The 22,721-nt window shown below is 43.7% G+C and carries 18 protein-coding genes and 1 CRISPR repeat array; all 18 genes read left to right on the top strand.

The window, feature by feature from the left end; all coding sequences use genetic code 11:
* A partial coding sequence (locus tag CS921_RS13650) for an immunoglobulin-like domain-containing protein (protein ID WP_240422372.1) occupies positions 1-1,524 on the top strand: 1,524 nt, incomplete at its 5' end.
* Between the two features lie 124 nt (positions 1,525-1,648).
* Complete coding sequence (locus CS921_RS13645; protein WP_099224807.1) at positions 1,649-2,113, top strand: DUF4352 domain-containing protein; 465 nt, start codon at positions 1,649-1,651, stop codon at positions 2,111-2,113.
* Between the two features lie 30 nt (positions 2,114-2,143).
* Positions 2,144-3,427, top strand: a complete 1,284-nt coding sequence (locus CS921_RS13640; protein WP_099224828.1) for a nucleotide sugar dehydrogenase — start codon at positions 2,144-2,146, stop codon at positions 3,425-3,427.
* Between the two features lie 48 nt (positions 3,428-3,475).
* Positions 3,476-4,675: a glycosyltransferase family 4 protein gene (locus CS921_RS13635; RefSeq protein ID WP_099224805.1), complete on the top strand. Its 1,200-nt coding sequence runs from the start codon at positions 3,476-3,478 to the stop codon at positions 4,673-4,675.
* Between the two features lie 10 nt (positions 4,676-4,685).
* The gene (locus CS921_RS13630; protein ID WP_240422371.1) at positions 4,686-5,987 is read left to right on the top strand and encodes a glycosyltransferase family 4 protein; all 1,302 of its coding nucleotides are present in this window, start codon (positions 4,686-4,688) and stop codon (positions 5,985-5,987) included.
* A 36-nt stretch (positions 5,988-6,023) separates the two neighbouring features.
* A complete protein-coding gene (locus CS921_RS13625) occupies positions 6,024-7,163 on the top strand; it encodes a hypothetical protein (protein WP_099224803.1) in 1,140 nt (379 codons plus the stop codon).
* Complete coding sequence (locus CS921_RS13620; RefSeq protein ID WP_099224801.1) at positions 7,150-9,303, top strand: CgeB family protein; 2,154 nt, start codon at positions 7,150-7,152, stop codon at positions 9,301-9,303. The genes CS921_RS13625 and CS921_RS13620 overlap by 14 nt, the downstream gene beginning before the upstream one ends.
* Before the next feature lie 11 nt (positions 9,304-9,314).
* Positions 9,315-11,447, top strand: a complete 2,133-nt coding sequence (locus tag CS921_RS13615; protein ID WP_099224799.1) for a glycosyltransferase — start codon at positions 9,315-9,317, stop codon at positions 11,445-11,447.
* A 24-nt stretch (positions 11,448-11,471) separates the two neighbouring features.
* A complete protein-coding gene (locus CS921_RS13610) occupies positions 11,472-12,548 on the top strand; it encodes an accessory Sec system protein Asp2 (protein WP_099224797.1) in 1,077 nt (358 codons plus the stop codon).
* A gap of 31 nt (positions 12,549-12,579) precedes the next feature.
* On the top strand, positions 12,580-13,389 hold the full coding sequence (locus CS921_RS13605; RefSeq protein ID WP_099224795.1) for an ABC transporter permease: 810 nt from the start codon (positions 12,580-12,582) through the stop codon (positions 13,387-13,389).
* A 13-nt stretch (positions 13,390-13,402) separates the two neighbouring features.
* Positions 13,403-14,350 (top strand): ABC transporter ATP-binding protein, encoded by a 948-nt coding sequence (locus CS921_RS13600; RefSeq protein WP_099224793.1) that lies wholly within the window; start codon positions 13,403-13,405, stop codon positions 14,348-14,350.
* A 14-nt stretch (positions 14,351-14,364) separates the two neighbouring features.
* On the top strand, positions 14,365-15,312 hold the full coding sequence (locus tag CS921_RS13595; protein ID WP_099224791.1) for an SDR family NAD(P)-dependent oxidoreductase: 948 nt from the start codon (positions 14,365-14,367) through the stop codon (positions 15,310-15,312).
* Positions 15,313-15,666: 354 nt separating this feature from the next.
* Positions 15,667-16,857, top strand: coding sequence for an MFS transporter (locus CS921_RS13590; protein WP_099224789.1), 1,191 nt, complete (start codon positions 15,667-15,669; stop codon positions 16,855-16,857).
* Between the two features lie 152 nt (positions 16,858-17,009).
* Positions 17,010-18,245: an MDR family MFS transporter gene (locus CS921_RS13585; protein WP_205527790.1), complete on the top strand. Its 1,236-nt coding sequence runs from the start codon at positions 17,010-17,012 to the stop codon at positions 18,243-18,245.
* Positions 18,245-19,822 carry an amidohydrolase gene (locus CS921_RS13580; protein WP_099224787.1) on the top strand — a complete coding sequence of 526 codons (1,578 nt, stop codon included), beginning with the start codon at positions 18,245-18,247 and terminating at the stop codon, positions 19,820-19,822. The genes CS921_RS13585 and CS921_RS13580 overlap by 1 nt, the downstream gene beginning before the upstream one ends.
* A 16-nt stretch (positions 19,823-19,838) precedes the next feature.
* A complete protein-coding gene (locus CS921_RS13575) occupies positions 19,839-20,663 on the top strand; it encodes a hypothetical protein (protein ID WP_099224785.1) in 825 nt (274 codons plus the stop codon).
* Between the two features lie 291 nt (positions 20,664-20,954).
* Positions 20,955-21,302: a CRISPR direct-repeat array (repeat unit 28 nt; unit sequence GTTTAAGTAGTCATTTTGAAATGTAAAA).
* A gap of 542 nt (positions 21,303-21,844) precedes the next feature.
* The gene (locus CS921_RS13570) at positions 21,845-22,246 is read left to right on the top strand and encodes a VOC family protein (RefSeq protein WP_099224783.1); all 402 of its coding nucleotides are present in this window, start codon (positions 21,845-21,847) and stop codon (positions 22,244-22,246) included.
* On the top strand, positions 22,243-22,671 hold the full coding sequence (locus CS921_RS13565; RefSeq protein WP_099224781.1) for an NUDIX domain-containing protein: 429 nt from the start codon (positions 22,243-22,245) through the stop codon (positions 22,669-22,671). The genes CS921_RS13570 and CS921_RS13565 overlap by 4 nt, the downstream gene beginning before the upstream one ends.
* Positions 22,672-22,721: the final 50 nt, after the last annotated feature.

The raw sequence follows: 22,721 nt of genomic DNA, 5'->3' as shown, positions 1-22,721 counted from the left end.
ATTCAAGCTGTAACAACAGACGATACAACAATCACAGTGACGGGTGCCCCATATGCTCGTATCTCAATCGTTTTGCCTGACGGATCGACACGAAGCAAGACAGCAGGTGCCGATGGAAAAGCCATGTTTGAGGTTGAAAAACAAAACTATGGTGGAACCATTACAGCAACGCAGACTATAAACGGTAGAACAAGCGTGGAAGCTTCCATTATGGTAACACAAGGTGAAGTAGCTGCACCAACTGTTCAGGATGTTAGAGCAGATGATACAGCTGTAAAAGGAACGGGTATTGCAGGAGTCACTGTAACAATCCGGATAAATGGTACAACATATACAGGAACAGTAGATGCAAATGGTAACTATAATGTTACTATTCCAGCACAGGCTGCAGGAACAGTGATTAAAGTCACACAGGTGCTAAATGGTGTAACAAGTGGTGAAGCTTCTACCACAGTGAAGGCCGTTCCAAAAGAATCGACCTTGACAGCAAACGACTTTTCGATTGGTGCTGACAGCTATATTAAAGGGACTTATACCGGAGATGTAGCCAAGCTTGCCATTGAAGTGAATGGTGCTTTGCAGCAAAAAATCAATGCAACGGGTTCTCCTTATCAGTACTATGCTAAAGGGAAGGTAGTAGCACCAACTGACCAAGTCTATGTAATGAGCTATGACGCTGAAGGAAATCAATTGCAAAAAGTAAAAGTGAATATTTCTCGCAAAACAACAGGGAAAGTGACACCAAATACTTATTATTTAGGCAAAGATAATTATGTGACAGGAACGCTTTCTGGCGATGTTGCGAAATTTAGTTTGACAGTAAATGGCGTAGAATACAACAAAATCAATGTGACAACTGCACCAACATTTAAATATTACGCAAATAATGTCATTAAAAATGCTACAGATGTTGTGAGCATTAATGGCTATGATGCTTCTGGTAGACTGCTTGATAGTAAGCCAGTCACGATTACTGAATATCAAGGTGAGGCAGGCTCGATTACTTCTGTTGATACGTTCAAACTTGGTAAAGACAGTTATGTAACAGGCGTATACACGGGAAATGTTGTAAAAGTAGAACTTCAAGTAAATGGCGTTGCAAAACAGCGGGTCAATGTAACAAATGGCACGATCAGATATTATGCCAAAGATAAAATTACAGCTGCTACAGATAATGTGAAACTTGTTGGTTATAATTCTGAGGGTATTGCCATCAGTACAAAAAATGTTCCTGTTTCAGTATCAGCGGGAAGTGTAACAGCAAATCCTTATGAAATTGGCGTTGACAGTTATGTAATCGGCACATTCACAGGAGATGTCGCTAAGATTAGTGTAACGGTAAATGGTGTGAAATACTCTACAATCAACGTACCGAAAACAGGATCTGATTATCAGTATTATGCAAAATCACTAATCAAAAATGAAAGTGATGTAGTGGTACTGACTGGCTATGATTCTACAGGACTCGTGCTAGACGAAAAAACTGTTGCAGTAAGTAAAAAAGCTAGTCAAGTGACAAAATAACAAGCTTTCTTATTGTGTGTTTTCACTGTTCATTCGCATAAAAGATGCCGCACATAGTAAGTCGTAAACAGGGAGGGGGAGTGCGCCCCCTCTTTTTATCAATACAGAAATGAGGCATGTATAAATGAAAAAATGGGTCATCACATCAATGCTGGTTGCAACACTTTTATTGACTGTTGCCTGTAGCAATGATTCAACAAAGGAGAAGGTGGCAACAGAGTCTCCGAAAGAAGAGACCACTTATAAGACGAAAACCGTCAATAATATCGATATGAAAATCGGCCATATCAAAACGACAGAAAGTACAGAAGCAAAAAAGAACATGGTCAGTATCGAAATGAGCTTTTTAAATAATGATAATTCGACAGTAGGTGTAGGTGCGGCTGATTTTAAAATCAAGTCGGGCGATGAAACCTACACGGTATATCCACAAGGGAATAACTTTGGTGATGAGATTGAACCGAATAAAGAAATGAGCGGCAAAGCTTATTTTGAACTACCTAATACAGTCAAAAAGGGCACACTGGTTTATATGCCGTTAGAAGAGGAAGAGGCAAGCTGGTCAGTTACGATCCCAGAGGCTGAATAAATTTTGAATGCAGAAAGGATTGTCAGAAATTTGAAAATAGTGGTGATAGGATTAGGGTATATTGGTCTTCCAACAGCTATCATGTTTGCGAATCATAAGCAGGAGGTCGTGGGAATTGATGTTAATGAGCAGGTTATCGAAGAGCTGAATCGCGGAAAAATTCACATTGAGGAGCCGGGACTTCAAGCTGAATTAGACCGAGCTTTGAAGAGTCAAACGTTCCGAGCTGAACAAATTGTAGAACAAGCAGATGCTTTTATTGTTTCTGTCCCAACGCCCAATCATGATGATCTTTTAAAATCATGTGACTTAAGCTATGTAAAATCAGCCGTTACAAGCATTCTTCCAGTATTACAAAAAGGGAATACGATTATTATTGAATCAACTATTGCCCCCCGATCTACAGAGGATCATATTTTACCACTTATTGAAAGTACGGGTCTTGTTGTGGGAAAAGATGTTTTTCTGGTGCATTGTCCGGAACGGGTATTGCCAGGCCAAATTATCCATGAGTTAATCCATAATAATCGCATCATTGGCGGTGTGACTCCTGCTTGTACTCAGGCTGGTAAGAAAATCTACAGTACTTTTGTGCAAGGGGAGTTGATTGAGTCGGCTGCATCTACGGCAGAAATGTCGAAGCTAATTGAGAATACGTATCGAGATGTGAACATTGCACTTGCCAATGAACTGGTGAAGATTTCCACGCTACTTGACATCAATGCACTGGATGTCATTGAGATGGCGAATAAACATCCGCGTGTGAATCTGCTGCAGCCGGGGCCGGGGGTTGGTGGACATTGTTTAGCGGTAGACCCCTATTTCATTGCAGCAAAGGCACCGGAAGAGTCTCAAATGATTCAGCGTGCGCGTCAAATCAACACCATGATGCCCGATTTTATCGTGGAAAATACATTAGCACTGCTGGAAAAAATTCAAGGCAAAAAGGTGGCTGTATTTGGGCTAACTTATAAAGGTGATATTGATGATATTCGAGAAAGTCCGGCTTTAGAGATTTACCATAAATTAGCTGAAATGCCACAGTTTGACATTGTAGCTTATGATCCGCATGTTCAAGCTACATTTGTTGAAAGGGATATGGAAACGGCGATAATGAACGCCGATTTAGTAGTAGTGCTAGTCGATCATTCTGAGTTCCGAACACTCACAAGCAAGGATTTTGATCGCATGCAGCAACAGATATTTTTAGATACGAGAAATATTATGACAGGATTGGTAAATGAGGAAAATTACTATAATCTTGGCAGTCTTTCAAAAATTAAAAGTGCTCATAGGATCAATGTACCTGTTTAATCCGTTTTTTATAAAGCATATGAGTGACAAAGGAATGTAGATGGTGAATTGAAAAAAATACTGTTAATTTCTCAAAATTTTTATCCTGAAATTGGAAGTGCTGCAAATCGGATGAAGCAGTTATTTCGATTATTTCACGAAAAGTATGACGTCACAATGTATACGACTGCCCCGCATTATCCCAATCGAGCTATTTATGAGCAGGAAGAATTTTGGGAAGAGGATTTTGAGGAAGAGGCAGTTTATCGTATAGAAACTAAGATTCAACAGTATGAAGCAAATCTATTTTTTCGCTTTCTTCTATATCTAGAGACTTTTTGCCGCTTTATTGTAAAAATAATGCGTACGAAAGATCATTTTGATGTGATTTATGTATCGAGTCCACCTATTTCAGTGGCACTTGTTGGATTGATAGCTAAAAAAAGGTTGAAAGCTAAGCTGATTGTGGATATCCGCGATTTATGGCCGGAATCATTCAAAGGTGTGGGAAAATTCAATTCTCGATTTTTTCTCTTTTTCGCCTATCAGCTAGAGAAAAGCATATATAGAAAAGCAGATGAGATTATTGTTAATAGCGAACGCTTTGCCACATATATCAAAGAACAAGGTTATGGGACAGCGAAAATAACGTTCATCCCAAACGCTTTGACAAATGAAGAGTTGGAAATTGGCAATCAGGATGTTCCTATAGAAAAGGAAAAAATGACCGTTATTTATACTGGAAATATAGGATTGGCGCAAGAGCTGACTAGCTTTATTAGAATGGCTGCTTTTTTTCAAAACAATGCTCATGTGCAGTTTAAAGTTATTGGTTACGGAATGAAGTTTCAAAAATTGATTGAGGCAGTGGAAAAGAAGCATTTGACAAATGTGGTGATTAAGCCGCCAGAGACGCGGCAACAAGTGATGGAGGACTTGATGAATGCAGATATTGCCTTTGTTGGTCTTGCACCGCACAAGGCTTTTGAGCTTGTCATTCCTGGAAAAGTCATTGATTATATGGGCTTTGGTTTACCTATTATTGGGATAGCTTCTGGCTACTGTAAAGATGTTGTGAATGGCTCCAATACGGGGTTTATTTATGAGCATTCAAACGAAGAAAAAATGTATCAAGCTTTAAAGCATTTACTGGAAAATCGCGTGTTGTGTAGGGAGATTCGACAAAATGCCCAAAGATACGCCAGAAATAATTATTGCTGGGAAGCGAATTTTAAGCAGATTGAAGAAATAATCGCTGGATTTGAATGAGGAATTGCTAATGACGAAAAAAATTGCCATGTTTGTCTGGAATTACTTTACCAATGATGCTCGAGTCATGCGGGAATGCAGTGCTTTACAGGAGGCTGGCTATCAGATTGATTTGATTGCCATTCATGACCCGAAAGATGCTCAGTTAGCGCATAAGGAAATCCTGGCAGAAAATTTTACAGTCTACCGCGTAAAAAGTACCTGTCCACAACTTTTTGTTCCCTTGGTAAAAGGGGGCAAATATTTGAAGGAGCATCCACTAAGCCTGCTCGTGTTGGGGATCTTGCTACTTCCGGCAGTTCTAATGTATCCCGTTCAGGCAATCCTGCTGCTGATTTTTTCTGCGCTTCTTTATTTTGGCAAGGTGCAGGTTCTTTTTAGGCGCAGTTTTATTTTTATACGAATGGTTCGACTAGGGCTTTCAGGCGATTATTGGCTCTATCATGCGAATGATCTGAATACCTTGCCGCAAGGGATCCTGTGTGCGAAGGTTTTTCGGCGGCGCAAGCTCCTCTATGATTCACATGAAGTACAGACGAGCAGAACGGGTTATAACAGCCCGCTTTACGGCATCAGTGAAAAAATTTTCCTGCGATTTGTCGATAGTTGCATTCATGAAAATCATACGCGAGCCGCTTACATTGAAGAAAAGTATGGTTTTTATCCAGAAGTCATACATAATTATCCGATTCCAGCTACACCTGAAATGAGTCGAAAAATCTGTCTGAATCAATATCTGGATATTTCAGAGGAAGAGCCGATTTTACTCTATCAAGGCGGTATACAAACAGGGCGCGGTTTGGAAAAGCTGATTGCTGCCGTGCCGCTTTTTGAGCGAGGGGTGGTTGTGCTGATTGGGGATGGCCGTATGAAGACGGAGCTGGAACAACAAGTTTTAGAGGCCGGTTTGACAGAACGTATTCGCTTTTTGCCTAAAGTTCCTCTTGCCGAGCTGCTCCATTACACACGCAATGCTTATCTGGGTTTTCAGTTGTTAAATAATGTGTGTTTCAATCATTATTCAGCCTCTTCCAATAAGCTATTTGAATATATGATGAGTGGCGTCCCCGTCATTGGCAGTGATTTTCCTGAAATTCGACAGGTAATCACCCAAGAAAAAATCGGTCTGGTAGTTGATTCGCATGAGCCGATTGCCATTGCTGCTGGAGTCAACCAACTGCTTGCTAGTCCCGCCTTGCGTGAAAAAATGCATCAAAACTGCTTGAAGGCGCGCAGGACGTATAACTGGAATGAGGAGAAAAAAAGATTTTTGGAAATTTATGCAGAAATTGAGGATGGATATGGAAAATAGAAAGGCAAAATTAAGGATAAATAAGGATGAAGCTGGATGCGTAAAAAAATAGTTCATTACCCGAGTGTTTTGGAAGTGTGCCAGAATCTCCTTCCTCAAGACGCCGTGATTTATTTATTAGATAGTCGTTTTTCCCATTATGCCGCTTTTTTTTCAGACAAAACGAGTGTGAAGCAGATCTATGTTTTTGACAGTAGGCATGGCAAGAAGAGAAAAGCGCTGCTGCCAAAAGTTGTCTATATCAAACCTATTTGGAAAAAAGAGCGATTTGTCAGCGTAGAAGCAGGTAAGGAAATGACGGTACAACTGGAAGCGCCCGATCTGCTTCATATATCTGAGCGCAAGTTGTCAACAGATATTTTGACGGATATCAAGGTGATTTTAAAGACGGCTAGACCAATGATTTGGTTGGAACAGAATCAGTCTTGGGAAGCGAAGATCACACGTTGGATGGCTGAAAATCAATATATATTACAACAGAAAATCGGCAATCAGGCGCTTTATGTTTTTCAGAGGATCGAGCAAGATGAGGCACCACAGGCGGGCGATCCCGCAGATGATGGGCAAACAAAAGAGGCGGAGATTAAAAAGCGGCTTGAGCAAAATATTTTAGAGCTAGTTGAAGTGAGCAAAACACAATTTGCCTATGCACATGCGGCGCTGGAAGAAAAATTTATTCAACAGGAAACCGCGTTAAAAGTGGCTATGGGGCAGCAGGATTTATTGAAAAAGCAGCATCAAATAGAGATTGACCAATTAAAGGGCGCCCATGATAAGGCCATGACAGCTTTGCGGACGCAGCAGGTTCGAGCGATGGCGGAACAAAAAACAGCCGTTCAACAGCTTCAAAATGAATTAGCTAGTACGAAGGAAATGGTTCGTTACATGTCAGAGGCACTTAATGCAGAAAAAGCCGTCAATCATGATCTGAATCGGCATATATTAAACTTACTTGATGAGGAGCTACCTATCTTACAAGAACTAGAGCGGTGCAATCAAGCGCAGGAGCAGGAACTTAAAAGACTGAAAGCGGAAAATAAAAAAATGACGCAGAAATTAGCTGATATCACTGAAAAATACCGCCGCTTAAATGAGACCAAGGTGATGAAATGGATGCGTCGTTATTGGCAATTTAAAAAAAGACGGAGATTGAGGAAAAAACGTGAAGAAAATTGAAAATTTATATCAAGATATTACTTTCTTACAAAAGAAACTCTTAAATAAAATTCAACCTGAAGTGATTTCGTCCATCGACTTTACTACAGCTGAAAAATGGCACAGTTCTAATGAGGACTTGACGTTTGAGCAAGGTGACGGAGAAGTAATTGCAACCAACAATAGTGATATTTATATTTATTTTTCTTATTTGGAAACCAATCTTTTGTTTAAGCGTTATCCCATGTTCATTATTGAAGCGGTTCCGGGAGAGAAGTTTGAATTTACGATTCAGCTGAAAGTCGAATCAGAGCAAGTCTGTAAAATTGCCATTATTGAGTATAGTCCTACGGCGAAAGTGAAAGCCACTTTATTTGATCCGAACAAGAAGAATCGATTGACTGTGTCGCAGGAAACGACGAGGCTGCGACTGGCTTTACGTATACCGAAACGAGGGATGACGCGGATTCAGGGCTGTTCCTTTCACCGTGTTTTTGATAAGCCTAAAACGGCTGCGATTGGCAGGGTGGGAACTTCCGCGCGTCCGGGGCTGGCGGAGATTGCTTCGACAAAGGAACTGCGAGTGGCGGCAATTTTTGATGAATTCACGCGGACCTGTTATGAAAAAGAGGTGCAGTTGCTCACCTTTACGCCGGACGATTGGCGAGAGGTTTTGGAGCGGGAAGAGCCGCATGTTTTGATGGTGGAGTCTGCTTGGCATGGGAATCATGGTGCCTGGACGTATAAAATTGGTCGCTATTCGGGGCAAGATCGCGGAGACTTACTCGAGCTGCTCGACTGGTGCCGGCAAAATGACGTGCCGACGATTTTTTGGAATAAGGAAGATCCGATTCATTATGAAAAGTTTATCGATACGGCCAAGTTGTTCGATTATATTTATACGACAGATGCAGATATGATTCCCAAATATCAGCAGGCGGCCGGCCATACGCGTGTTTATGCCCAGAGTTTTGCCATTCAGCCAAAGATGCACAATCCGGTCAAGCTTTATGAGAAGCGGATGGAAAAAATGTGCTTTGCCGGTTCATATTATGCTAATCGCCATGAGGAGCGCAGGCGTGATATGGATCAGCTTTTAGATGTGGCCAAGCAGTATGGGCTGGTCATCTATGATCGGAATTTTGAACGGCAGTCGCCGGATTTCCAGTTTCCAGAACGGTTTCTGCCCGACATTGCAGGAAGCTTGGCGTATAACGAGATGAATATTGCCTATAAAGGTTACACATATATGCTCAACATTAATAGTATCAAGCACTCGCCGACGATGTTTTCACGGCGTGTTTTTGAGGGGCTGGCATGTGGGACGCCCATTATCAGCAGCTACTCCAAAGGGATTCAGCGGATGTTCGGAGATTTGGTCATCATTGCAGAAACGAAAGAGGCACTTGCAGAGAAGCTTCGTGTGATTACCAGTGATCGTGCATTATATGAACGCAAGGCGGTGGAAGGGGTTCGGGAAGTGTATCATCACCATACTTATAAGCACCGTTTGCAGATGATGCTGCACAATATGGACGTCATTTTACCGGAAGAAAAGAAAGAAGTGACCGTGATCTCGGTTGTGCATTCCAAAGATGAAATAGAGGCGGTGGTGGAAAATTTCACCCGGCAAGCCTATCCGCATAAAAAGCTGCTGCTGGTGGCCTCCATGTTTGATGGGGTAACGGACTTGATGAATCTTTACAATACAAAGGAAATCAGTGTTTTCACTCTGCCGTATCTTGAAAGGGAGTATCGGCAGCTAGGCGAGGTTATCACGACTCCCTATATCAGCTATATGGCAGGGCAGCATTTTTATGGGGAGCATTATTTGGCAGATATGATGCTTGCGACGGAATATACAGAAGCAGATGTGATCGGCAAGCAGAACTATTTTAAATGGTCTGCAAGTAGGCTGCATGAAGTGAACGAGGAAATGGACAATCAATTTGTGACCGAGCTGCATTACCACCGAGCTTTATGGAAAACGCAGGTGATTTTTCAGACGCGGATTAAAAATTTACTGGCAGAAATGGTTCAGGATGCTTCACTTTCCGGTTATTTTCGGCAGGGAGTGACATTCTTTAGTGCGGATAAATTTAATTTTATTGAGCAGGGGCGAGGTGTCCCGCAAACGATCAGCAAGAAAGTAGACATTTAGGAGCGATGAAAGTGAGACAGTTAAAAATTCTACTCTATGGCGACATGGATTTAAATATCATGGACGGTTCGGCGGTTTGGCTGACATCAATGGCTTCGATGCTGGCGATCAATCCGAACGTCCAGACGGATCTCTTGCTAAAAGCCCGGGTGCAGAATACGCGGCTGACTGGCGGCATCGCGGATTTTGAGAATGTTCGACTGATTGAGCCGTTCCAGTCATTTCCAGAGATGTCGGCGGCGAATGAAAACCGGATTGATGTTGCGGAGGCTTTGGCACGGATGGAGCTGCTGGATAAACAGCATCACTATCATTTGATTATCATACGCGGTTTTATGCTGGTGAAGGAGATGATGAAGCATCCGGAGCTTATTCGCAAAACGATTCCTTATATTACGGACTTCAATAGCGACCCCAAGACGCTTTCTAAACAGGACCGCGCTACACTGCGGCAAATCTATGAAAGCTTTCCGAATATGTTTTTACAAACGGAGGCGACAAGAGCCGCTTTTCGGGAACTGGTAGGCGTTGATGGGCATAAAATTGTGATACTGTCTCCGATGATTCCCGCTCAGCCTGTTACGCCGGATTACCGGAATCGCCATAATCGACTGATCTACAGTGGGAAATTTGCGGAAGAGTGGTATACGGAGGAAATTTTGCAGGCAGCTCGTCAGTTGGCGGATAAGGATGTCACGTTTTGCATTGTAGGGGACAAATTTCAGGGGGAGTTGCGTTCACGAAGCGCGGAAATCAAGCGGACTTTTCAAGAAATGGAAAATGTTGACTGGCCGGGAGCTGTTTCGCGGGCAGAATCTCAAGCCTATATTGCGAAAGCGGATGTGGGAATCAGCTGGCGGAGTGAAACGATTGATAATGATGCTTCTGTTGAGTTGTCGACCAAGCTGCTGGAATATGCCCGATTAGGGAAACCGGTGCTGTTACGGCGGACTAAGATGCACGAGCAGCTGCTGGGTGAGGACTATGAATTGTTTGTGGATACGGAGGCAGAATTTTTAGCGAAAACACAGCTTGTACTGCAGGACTCGGCGGTTTACAAACGAGCGGCGAAAAGGATGTATCAGGCGAGTCAGCATTTCACACTTGAGGCTTCTTACGACCGGCTGAAGGATGTGCTTTGGCGTTATCAAGCTGAGCCGATAAATCTGCTGTTCGCAAGCCATGACTTGAAATTTATGACGGATATTATTCACTATTTGGAAAAACAGTCGTGGGTAAATGTGAAGATCGACCAATGGGAAAGTCATGTCACGCATGATGAGGCTGCCAGTAAAGAGCTGCTGGAATGGGCAGATCTGATTTTTTGTGAGTGGGGGCTGGGCAATGCCGTCTGGTACTCTAAGCATAAAAAGCCAGGGCAGAAACTTTTGGTTCGCGTTCATGCACAGGAGAAGCGGACGGAGCATCCTTTCCATTATGAGCTCGATGCGATTGATCATATCATTGCGATTTGTCCGTTTATTTTTGAAGAGATGCACCGGATTTGTGGGATTCCGCGGCATAAGATGATTTTGATTGCCAACACGATTGATACGGAAAAATTCGACCGGCCGAAACAAGCCGATATTGATTTTAATCTGGGGATCTGTGGGGTGATTCCTAAAATTAAAGGGCTGGATAAGGCGCTCGATATTTTTGAGGAGCTTTGGCTGTCTGATAAACGTTATAAGCTGTTCATTAAAGGAAAATTGCCAAAGGATGTGCCATGGTTGATGGGACGAACGGCTGAACGAGCGTATTATGAAGCTGTTTTTGCGCGCATTGAGCAGGCCCCTTGGAAAAGCAGTGTGAAATTCGATAAGCATGGCAATGATGTGCATGAATGGCTTCGGAAAATCGGCTATCTGCTTTCGACAAGTGAATCGGAAAGTTTTCACACGGCGCTCATGGAGGGGATGGCTGCAGGGACGACTCCCTGTTTGTTGAACTGGCCGGGTGTCGAGACGGTCTATCCTGCCGATTCGATATTTGAATCACCGGCAGATCTGGCTGCTTTTATCCGGTCGAACCAACTTTCTGAGCAGGATCAGCAGCGCTATAAAGACTATGCCTATCAATATTTTAATAAAGTGAAAATTTGTCAGGAAGTGGCCAGCTTGATTCGCGCTACTTTTACTAGATAGATAGCTAGAAGGAGAGACTAAACCATGAAGAAAAATGATATTGTGATTGAAAAATTGATTGCTTCAGAGCTTGCTTACCACGAGGGAAAACTGACGCTGGTTTTTAAAGCATTGTATTTACTTGAAGCCACTTACGAGTATGCCTTCTATATCTATCAGGATGATCATGTCATAGAACGGGAGTGGTACCAGCCGCTTTCAAAAAAACAGACCGCAATCGAATACTGGCCAATCCGAAGTGGGGCTTATAAGGTTCGACTATTTTTGAAAAAGAATGGGGAAGTGATTGCCAATAAAGTGAGCAATATATTGAATGTGGATATTGTGAATAACCAGACGATCAAAACCACGCTTGAAAAGGAAAAAATCTATTATGCGGATAATCCAGTCCGGTATTTATTTCAAAAAGCAAGAAAGAAGTCAGATAAACTATTGATTTCGTTTTCTGGCATACACTCTCAGGAATTTACAGGGGGTCCGCCGGTTTATAATCATTTTCGGACGCTTTGGCCGTGCAATATCAATAAGTTGTTTATTCTGGACGATTACAAGGGGCAATTTTGCTATTATATGGGGCACAATCGTGGGATGGACTATGAACGGTCAGTTGTGGGACTGATCACAACGATTGCCAATGAGCTGAATATTTCGGCGGAAAACGTGATCGTAAGCGGCTCTAGCAAGGGGGGCGCGGCCTCTCTGTATTATTCGATGAAATATCATTTTGGCACGGCGATTATTGGCGCGCCGCAGGTTTTTATTGCCAAATATTTGGAACAGCGCGCGACGGCCGCCCCGGTGATTCGCAGAGCTTTGGACAATATGCTGGGGGACGATCAGGAGGCTGGAAAAAGATACTACAATGAACTGATTATGAATCTTGTTGACACGACGACGCAGTTTCCGGCCTTTACTTTCCATGTTGGGAAGGGTGACATGCACTATAAACAGCATTTACAGCCGTTACTGAAAAAATTGGATGGAAAAGGCGTGAAATATTCGCTGGATTTGCAAAACTACAGTGATCATAATCAGACTGGTCAATATTATGCGCCCTTTTTGCTGAAAACGGTCACCGAGCTGCTGGAAGATAAAAAATGATCATTGAGTCACGGGAAGAAGTGAAAGTAACGTGAAGGACAGCCTTCGTATTTTAAAAGATCAACTGACTCACTGGCATAAAATTTTTCGGATTGCCCGGTATCATCAGCGGGCTGCCTATCAGAGTCATTATTTGGGGATGATTTGGGAAGTTTTGAGTCCGACTCTTCAAGTTTTCATCTATTATTTTGTATTTGGCATCCGGATGAATGGTTCAAAATTGATAGAAGGTGACATTCCCTACATCGTTTGGATGCTGGCGGGGGTGATTCCATGGTTTTTCATCAGTGGCATTATTATTTCAGGTGCCAATTCGGTCTATGCAAATTTAAGTCTGATAGCGCGTGTGAAATTCCCCATGAGCATTTTGCCGTCCATTACAATTGTGCGGGCGCTTCCCAGTTATCTGACGATGCTTGCGATTCTTTTGCTCTTTTTGCTTGGCGGGCATATCTATCCAACCGTGGACTGGCTGCAGTTTTTTTACTATTTCGCTTGCATGTGTTTATTTTTATATGCGGTGTCCTTGTTAAATTCAACCATTACGATTCTTTTCAGAGACTATCAGCTGATCATCGGTTCCATGATGCGGCTGCTGTTTTTTCTGTCAGGCGCGGTTATGGATGTGACAACGAATCCAGATGCACTGCTCTCAAAGCTTTTAAAGCTGAATCCCTTTGTGTATATCATTGAAGGATTTCGGGATGCTTTTTTCTCCAGGCAATGGTTTTTTCAGGCGCCGTGGTGGATGGCCTATTTTTGGGGGATCACACTGCTGGTATTAAGTCTGGGTGCAGCGCTACATATCCGATTCAAAGATCGTTTTATGGATTACTTGTAAAGGAGACGAGGCGATGAACAGTGTAGAAGTGAACCATGTTTTCAAACAGTACAGTATGCTTACAAGCCAGTCGAGGGAACTTTTGGCGTTACTCAAGCCGGTGAAAAATCAACCTGCTTTTTTAGCTTTGCAAGATGTCTCTTTCCAAGTGAAAAAAGGAGAAACCGTCGGACTGATCGGTTTGAATGGTTCGGGGAAATCCACACTTTCCAATGTTTTGGCGGGAATCGTGCCGCCTACTTCCGGCGAGGTGAAAATAAAGGGAGAGGTTTCCTTGCTTGCGATCGGTGCCGGTTTAAAGCCTACTTTATCCGGTGTTGAAAATATTCGCATGAAATGTTTAATGCTTGGCTATTCCACGAAAGAAATTAATCGAATGATCCCGGAAATCATTGAATTTGCCGGTTTGCAAAGTTTCATTCATCAGCCAATCAAGCGCTATTCAAGCGGTATGAAAGCTAGATTAGGCTTTGCTATTGCTATTCAAATTGATCCGGATATTCTCATTATTGATGAGGCGCTTTCGGTAGGTGATACCACTTTTCATAAAAAATGCACAGATAAAATTAAGGAATTTCAAGCTTTGGGAAAGACGATTTTTTTTGTCAGCCATGCCATGAGTCAGGTTCAAAACCTATGCGATCGGATTATCTGGCTTCATTATGGCGAGGTTCGTTTAGACGGGCCGGCAGATGAAGTGGGACTGGCCTACAGTAAATTCGTCCATCAATTCAACAAGCTGTCGGAAGAAGAGAAAAAGACGTATCAAGCTGATTCCAAACAGCATCAAATGCAGGCGAAAATGGCCAGATCAGTTGCAGCGGATCAAAAGGCGAACAGTCTGACCTGGCTCTATCAGGGCGGTTTGGCGGTATGGATCATTTTCAGTGCTGCATGCATGGAGGTAAGCGAGTTTTCGGCAAAAATATATGATTTTATCGGCCATTTCTTAAAATTTTAAAGAAGGTGAAGACAATGACTAAAAAGGTGATCGTCACGGGTGGAGCGGGTTTTATTGGCTCGCATGTATGTGATATGTATGTGGCGGAAGGATATGACGTGCTTTGTGTGGATGATCTGTCGTCTGGGAAACTGGAAAATATTGAGCAGCTGCGCATGAAAAATAATTTTCACTTTGTCCATGCCGACATTACGGACAAGGAGCGAATGATGCGGCTGTTTGCGAGGTTTAAGCCGGATATGGTGAATCATCATGCGGCGCAGAAATCTGTTGCGGCTTCGCTAGAGGACCCGAATCACGACTTGAATATCAATGGAAAAGGATTATTAGTGTTACTTTCATGCATTCAGAAGCATCCGATTGATAATTTTATTTATGTCTCGTCGGGAGGGGCTTTGAGTAAGGAAATTTCCAGCAATGAAAAATCGAAGGAGGAAGATCGGCCGCAATTGATTTCGCCCTATGCGATCACAAAATATGCGGGGGAGAAGTATTTGGCTGTTTATTCTCAGCTATTCCAATTTGACTATACGGTACTTCGATATGCCAATGTTTTTGGACCGCGGCAAATTCCGGACGGGGAATGTGGGGTTATCCCGATTTTTGCTCGGAATGTGTTGGACGATAAAATTTCTACATTGATGACCTATCCCGATATGCCACGGGGCTGCACGAGAGATTATGTCTATGTGAGTGACGTTGCAGAAGCCAATCGACTAGCTTCCCATAATCCGGCTAACACGGTGATCAATATTGGCTCAGGAAAAGAAGTGGCGATTTTAGATATCTATGAAGCGATTTTGGAAGCATTTGGAAAAGAAATTGCGATTACGATCAGCGGCCCGAGACTTGGAGATGTGAAGCGTTCTGTTTTATTAAATGACCGCGCGAAAGAAGTCTGGGATTGGACGCCTAAAATCAGTTTGGAAGAAGGGCTGGGTGTACTAGCAGCTAATATGTGAGAATGGATATAAAGGAAGATGTGAAAAGAGATTCTCACTGCCCATAATGGGGGCTTGTAGCGGCAGAAAGCAGGCTATTAGCTGACTTTCATGTTTCCGTCAAGTTAGAAAAAGCTTATAAGGACTGCCTAAGAAGGAAAGCATCTAGGTGGTCTTTTTCTGTATTTAAAATTATTTAATAAACCTTCTTTATAAAATCGCTTCATCATGGTATAACTATAAAGTGAGTATAAAAATGGATAGATAGTGGCGAGCCGTTTTATAAAAAATAAAGGAAACCAGCTGCCAGTTATCTTTCAAGAAAAGAGGGCATCATGATTCAGTCATATCCATCAGTTCAGGGAGATTTTAGCCATGTTTAATATCTTATTAGCCATTATTTATCTAGCATTTATCAGTTTAGGGTTGCCAGATGCGCTGCTTGGTTCGGCCTGGCCGTCGATGTATCAAGGCTTTGATGTGCCGGTTTCATATGCGGGGATCATTTCGATGATTATTGCTTTTGGGACGATTATTTCCAGTCTGCAAAGTGACCGCATGACAAAAAAATTCGGTACGGGGAAAATTACGGCTTTTAGTGTGCTGCTAACGGCGATTGCTTTATTCGGCTTTTCCACGTCACAGTCATTCTGGATGCTTTGCTTGTGGGCAATTCCCTATGGTCTCGGGGCGGGCAGTGTGGATGCCTCGATCAATAACTATGTGGCGATTCATTACGCCAGTCGGCATATGAGCTGGCTGCATGCATTTTGGGGGATTGGCGCGTCGATCGGGCCGGTCATTATGGGAAATGTCTTAAGTAACGGGCATTCCTGGAATACGGGCTATCTGTACATCGCGGTTTTTCAAGTGGCTTTGACGGCGGTTCTGTTGATCAGTCTGCCGCTTTGGAAACCCAATCGGCTTGTGGAAAACGGTCAAAAGATTTCACGAGAGCCGCTATCTTTGAAAAAAATTCTGCAAATACCGGGTGCCAAGGCCAGTATGATCACCTTTTTCTGCTACTGCGCGTTGGAACAGACGACGGGGCTCTGGGCGAGCAGCTATCTAGTGCTGTTTAAACACGTACCGAAAGAAACGGCGGCGACTTTTGCCGGATTGTTTTTTATCGGGATTGCTTTTGGGCGCATTCTGAGTGGCTTCATGACGATGCGGTTCAATGACCGGCAGATGATTCGTCTGGGGATCGGTACTTTGTTGATCGGGATTGTGGCGTTGATTCTGCCATTTGGAAATGCGCTTTCGATCATGGGGCTGATTTTGATTGGGCTGGGTTGTGCGCCCATCTATCCATCTGTCATTCATGCGACGCCCGACTATTTTGGCGTGGAAAATTCGCAGGCGATGATCGGGGTGCAGATGGCAAGTGCCTACATTGGGACCTGCCTGATGCCGCCGCTGTTCGGGCTGATCGCAAGTCATATCACTGTGGGACTGCTGCCGGTATTTTTATTCCTGCTGTTGGCGGGCATGTATGTGATGCATGAACGGTTGCTGAAAAGTATCCACGTGAATCAGCTGGAGACGGCCGCTTCTGACAACTGACATGTTTGCTGAAAAGTCATCTGGTCGACAGGTGGCTTTTTTTTGTGTTTTTTAGAAAGAATTAGAGACTGCTTTTTTGAAAATTCCCTTCCGAAAAGCGGGCTGATATGCTATTCTAAATCAAGTAAAGAATAGAAAGGGAGCGAAGAAAATTGACAAAATGGCTACCGCGTGATTTATGGATCGTCATTATCGGGATGGTTCTTTTATATACGGGCTTATCGTTTATTTGGCCGTTTAATATGGTTTATATGACACAGGAACTTGGCATGACGGGAACGGAGGCATCAATGGTTCTCTTGGTCAATTCGGGTGTGGGGATTATTTCAAGTGTGATCGGCGGGCTTATTTTTGACCGGCTGACGGGGTATATTTCTCTGGCGATCGGGACGGTGATTCTGGTCGGCTCGACACTTCTACTCAGTATTTTTCATGGGGAGCAGGCCTTCATGTGGAATTTGTGGGCAGTCGGGATTGCGATGGGGATGGTATTTGCTGGCCTCTATGCGGCTGCTGGTCTCACGCACCCAACTGGCGGCCGGACGAGCTTTAATGCCATCTATGTGGCGCAGAATATCGGTGTGGCTGTGGGGCCGTTCTTGGCGGGCTTTCTGGCGGAAAAGGGAATGGGGCATGTCTATTTGGGCGCATTTATTTTTGCGGTTTTATATGCGGTGTTCTTTTTTGTGTTTTTCCGGCGGATCGACTGGCGGTCTGAGCGGGTTGAAGCAGATACGAAGCACCACCGCACAGGAATGACGCGTGAAAAGGCGACCATTTGGGGAATCGTGGCAATGGTGCTCTTACTTGCGACTTATCTGTTCTGCCAATTGTCGCATGTCCAGTGGCAGTCCAATCTTTCTACATACATGACGGCGGATAAAGGGGTGACGACTGCCCAATATGGCCAGCTTTGGAGTTTGAACGGGGCGATGATCGTCTTAGGGCAATTTATTTTGATTCCGCTGGTCAACCGTTTTAAAAAGCATCTGTTAGCGCAAATTTATATTGGAATCCTGCTTTTTGTGGCGGCGTTTATCGTGGCGATGCAGGCAGAGGTCTACAGTGGGTTCGTGCTTGGGATGATCTTTTTGACGCTGGGCGAAATGTTTGCCTGGCCGGCGATTCCGACGATTGCTTATCAACTGGCACCGCACGGCTCGGCGGGTCTTTATCAGGGGCTGGTCAACGGAATGGCCACTGCGGCGCGGATGCTAGCACCATTTTTAGGCGCTGTGATTGTGGCTGAATTTGGCGGCATGACGGCCCTTTTCATCGGCGTATTTATTCTGCTCGGTCTGGCGGCGGTCAGCATCACACTTGAGCAGGTCGTTCAGCGCCGGAAAGTGATGGGGCAGGAGGCACTTGTACAGAAGGAGGAAATTTGATGAAGCTGTGGACAAATGGGACTTTTTATACGATGGAAAAAGAAGGGGCCACAACGGATGCGGTTTTGACGGACCAAGGGAAAATCGTGGCGGTTGGGCAGGAAGCGATTCTTTGTGACGCGGCGGAAAAGGTCGATCTGGACGGTGCAATCGTTTTTCCGGGTTTTGTGGATTCACATCTTCATCTATTATGGTACGGACAGTTTCTTGATCGGCTTCGTCTGACGGACACGGCGAGCAAGCAGGAGGCACTAGCGAGAATTGCGGAACGTGTGGAAAAGTTGGCACCGGATGAATGGCTATTTGTCGAGGGCTATGATGAAAATAAATGGCAGGACCAGTCGACGCTTCTGACGCGTGACGAATTGGATCAGGTCAGCGCAGGGCATCCGGTCTTGGTTCGACGGATTGATTATCATTCTGTGAGTGTCAACAGTGCGCTGATTGAGGCGACTGGGCTAACGGCAGATGCCAATTTTACTGGCGGCGGGGCGATTGATACGGATGAAACGGGGCGGCTGACGGGCGTACTTCGTGATAATGCGACCACGGTTGTGATCGATGCGTTTCCGGTTGCCACACGGGAGGAGCTTGGCCGCTGGTTACGGCTTGCGGTGCGCGACTTGTGGGCAAAAGGCGTGACGGGTGGACATAGTGAGGATCTGCATTATTTTAATGGCTTTAAAGGCACTTTGGCCGCTTTTCGGGACACGCTAACGGAGGACTTTCCTTTTCGTGCGCATCTATTGGTGCACAATGCGGAACTCGAAGCCTTTTGCCAGAGCGGCGAACAATTTGTGTCGGGGGACCCTTTTCTCGAGCTGGGGGCTATGAAGATTTTCTATGATGGAACGGTCGGATCGCGGACGGCGCTGATGTCGCGGCCTTATGCGGATGACCCGGAAAATCAGGGTTTGCAGATTCAGTCAGATGAAGAGTTTGAAGCGATGGTCAAACGTGCGCGGGATGCAGGGCTGCCGGTGGCGATCCATATTTTAGGCGATTTGGCGTTTCAAAAAGTGATCAGAACGCTGAAAAAATTCCCACCGCAACAGGGACAGCTTGACCGAATGATTCACACGCCTTGGCTTCGCGACGATTTACTGGAAGAAGCCGCTGGAATGCCAATTTGTTTCGACCTTCAGCCGCAGTTTATGAGCAGTGATTTGCCATGGGCGCTGGACGTGCTTGGTAGTGAGCATCCGGAGCGAGCATTTGCGTGGAAAACGTTGATTGATCGCGGGTTTCAGGTATCGTTTGGCAGTGACGCACCGATTGAGACGCCGAATCCTTTTTACGGAATTCATGCGGCGGTGACGCGGACGGCGAGTCAGGATTTGAACGGTCGGCGATATTTTGAAGAGGAAGCGTTGTCCGTGTACGAGGCGATCCACAGTTACACGGCAAAAACGGCGGCGATCAGTTATAAGCAAGGCGAGCGCGGAAAAATTGCCCCGGGTTATGCAGCTGATTTTACGATGACGCGAGAAAACCCGTTTGAGGTGGAGGAAGCGCGTTTGCGTGAGCTGGAAGTGGTTCGGACGGTAGTTGCTGGGCGGACGGTTTTTGAAAAGTAGTGAGAGGGGAACAGCGATGAATAGCGAGACATTTCAAGAACTAACCTTTGATACGATACCGGCTGATTTTATTTGGCTGCATGAGCAGAATATGGATATTGGTGGTGGAGAAATCTCTATACAGGATATTGATCGATTAAAAGATGAAAAGGATTGGTCAAAAGTAGCGATTTCTGGATTAAATCAGCACACCTTTGAGTATTTTATTACCCATTATGGGCATGCGGTTAGATATTTAATTTTTTTCAAGAATAAGAAGATAGAAGATTTATCACTTTTATCAACATTATCTCATTTAAAGTATGTAAAAATTTTTCTTAATCATAAAACGGAAAAATTATGGGATATGTGTGGAAATAAAGAACTTATCGGAATAAGTTTAAGTGATTTTACTAGACTTCATTCATTAGAAGGCATACAGACAGCTCCAAATCTTCAATTTTTACGTTTTGGGGATGCTGTTTGGCCGAAGAGTACACTTGTAGATATAGAGCCTCTAAGGCATACGAACATTGAGCATTTCTGTTTTGATGGAAAGAAAATTGATCATACAGATTTATCCATTTATACAGAGATGCTGTTGCTAAATAGATTGGATTTTCCACATAATTTATATTCCACAGAAGAAATCGCTCAAATCATTGCAGCTTGCCCTCGTTTGCAAGGAAATTCGTTGAGACCCTATATAAAAGTGAAGACAGTATTAAGCGATGGAAAGGATGTTCTTATTTGTGGAAAACGGAAACCACGACTTTCTTCAGAAAAGGACAAAGCGAAGATTAAGAAATATGAGCAGGAATTTGAGCGATTATTGGCAGTTTACAAAGGCAAACAATTGTGAAATAAGATTTACGTGAGATTGAACCATTTAGATACTTGTGTCGTTGAAAAGATATAAGTTGTTTTTGGAGACTAAAATATTTTTTTATAAAGTTTAAGAGAAATCTGTCGACCTGAGATAATGTAATTTTCCCGGGAGGTCGACAGAAAACGAAAAGCATTGATAGAACAGGGATTTGGGATTGGAGATGAATTTTTTTGAAAATATTTTGGGTCGAAAAATCCAAAGTTAACCGAGATCGACGGAAAATAAGTTCTGAGGTATTATGGGAGTAAGCGTTTGAAGCAGCGAGTTTAAGTAGTCATTTTGAAATGTAAAAGGAGAAGACCGGGCAATATCTTTCTCCTGATCGGGTTTAAGTAGTCATTTTGAAATGTAAAAAAGTTATCTGTACGCGTAATTTAAAGCGGCGTCCTACGTTTAAGTAGTCATTTTGAAATGTAAAAAAGACATTTCCGACGGATTTTATAAAATTCTCTTTTGTTTAAGTAGTCATTTTGAAATGTAAAATAGCTAACAAGTGAATTTTCTGGATTACTTTCATTCGTTTAAGTAGTCATTTTGAAATGTAAAATGTCGAGAAATTCCAGAATTTATCACAGAAATGACCGGTTTAAGTAGTCATTTTGAAATGTAAAAGAGGGTAAAACAATCTGGGATTTCCTTGAAAGTCTGCGTTTAAGTAGTCAATTTTGAAATGTAAAAATGCTCAGCCAGCCTCGAAGCGAATACGCGGAAATTGTTTAAGTAGTCAATTTTGAAATGTAAATTCCGGAAACAATTAGAAGGTAGCGATGACCCAAGAGGTTTAAGTAGTCAATTTTGAAATGTAAATCCTAAAAATTCAAGTTATTCAAGAAGTCCAGTGCTTGTTTAAGTAGTCATTTTGAAATGTAAATACAGTAGTTGTAATAGCATCAGTTTTTTCGCCCAGTTTAAGTAGTCATTGTGAAATGTAAATCTGTTATGGTATCCACTGTTCCAGTCTCCGGTATTGTTTAAATAGTCATTATGAAAACCAACGCTATTCATTTTACACCTCAATCATTCACCATAAACCCCATTATCCAACTAATTCCACATTCAACCCTAAACTTTCCCCGCCCAAACACTCCTTTCATTTGACCTCGCACCCTCGCCATTCTAAAATAAGCTATACCACTCGAAAGGAGGCAAACAAGATGAAGCAAAAAGAAGTTTATACTTTTTTAACTTTTCCGGGTACGGCTGAAGAGGCGGTCGCGTTTTATGTGTCGCTTTTTGATGATGCGGAAATTCTTGATATGACGCGGATTACGGAACGAGATCGGGGCGAGGTTGGGAAGATTTTGAACCTGACGTTTACGCTTGCGGGGCAGAATTTTATGGCGCTCGATATGGAGGAGCAGTATTTTGTTCCTTTTAGCTGGACGACGTCGATTCTGATTGATTGTCCGAGTGAGGCCGAGTTTGATCGCTTGTTTGAGGCTTTTTCGAAAGAGGGTCAGGTGATGATGGGGCCGGAGGAAATTGGGCCGCTCAAAAAGGCTGCGTGGGTGACGGATCGCTACGGGGTCACTTGGCAGGTGATTTTTCGGCCATGAGGCAGCCTGAAAATGTGCTGGTCATTCCTTTTATTAAAAAGGGTGATGTGCTTAAAGTGGCCGTTTTTTACAGAAGGCACAGCGGTTATTGTCAGTTTGTCGCTGGCGGCCTGGAAGATCAGGAATCGCATCTTCATGCGGCAAGGCGCGAGTTTTTTGAGGAGACGGGGCAGCTTCGAGTTGTTCGGATACTGCCGCTCAAAACGGAGGCCTTTATTCCCAAGTCTGAATTTGCGGACTTTCGGGACCAGCCAGATGTCGAGGTGGTCCACGCGGTGGCGTTCGGCTTTCAGCTCGCGGCGATGGATTTTATCCTCTCGAAGGAACACCGAAGAATCGAATGGGTCACGCCAAGCGAAGCAGTGGATCGATTGACGTTCGCCTTTGATCGGGAAGCGTTGCGTGAACTGTTAACACGAATTTGAACCTGACGAAAGGTTGGGTTCTTTTTTTAGAAAGCGGTTGCAAATTTTAA

Origin of the sequence: Listeria costaricensis (genome assembly GCF_900183385.1) — a bacterium.
In the GTDB taxonomy this organism is placed as follows: Bacteria; Bacillota; Bacilli; order Lactobacillales; family Listeriaceae; genus Listeria; species Listeria costaricensis.
This window is presented reverse-complemented; position numbering and strand designations above follow the sequence as displayed.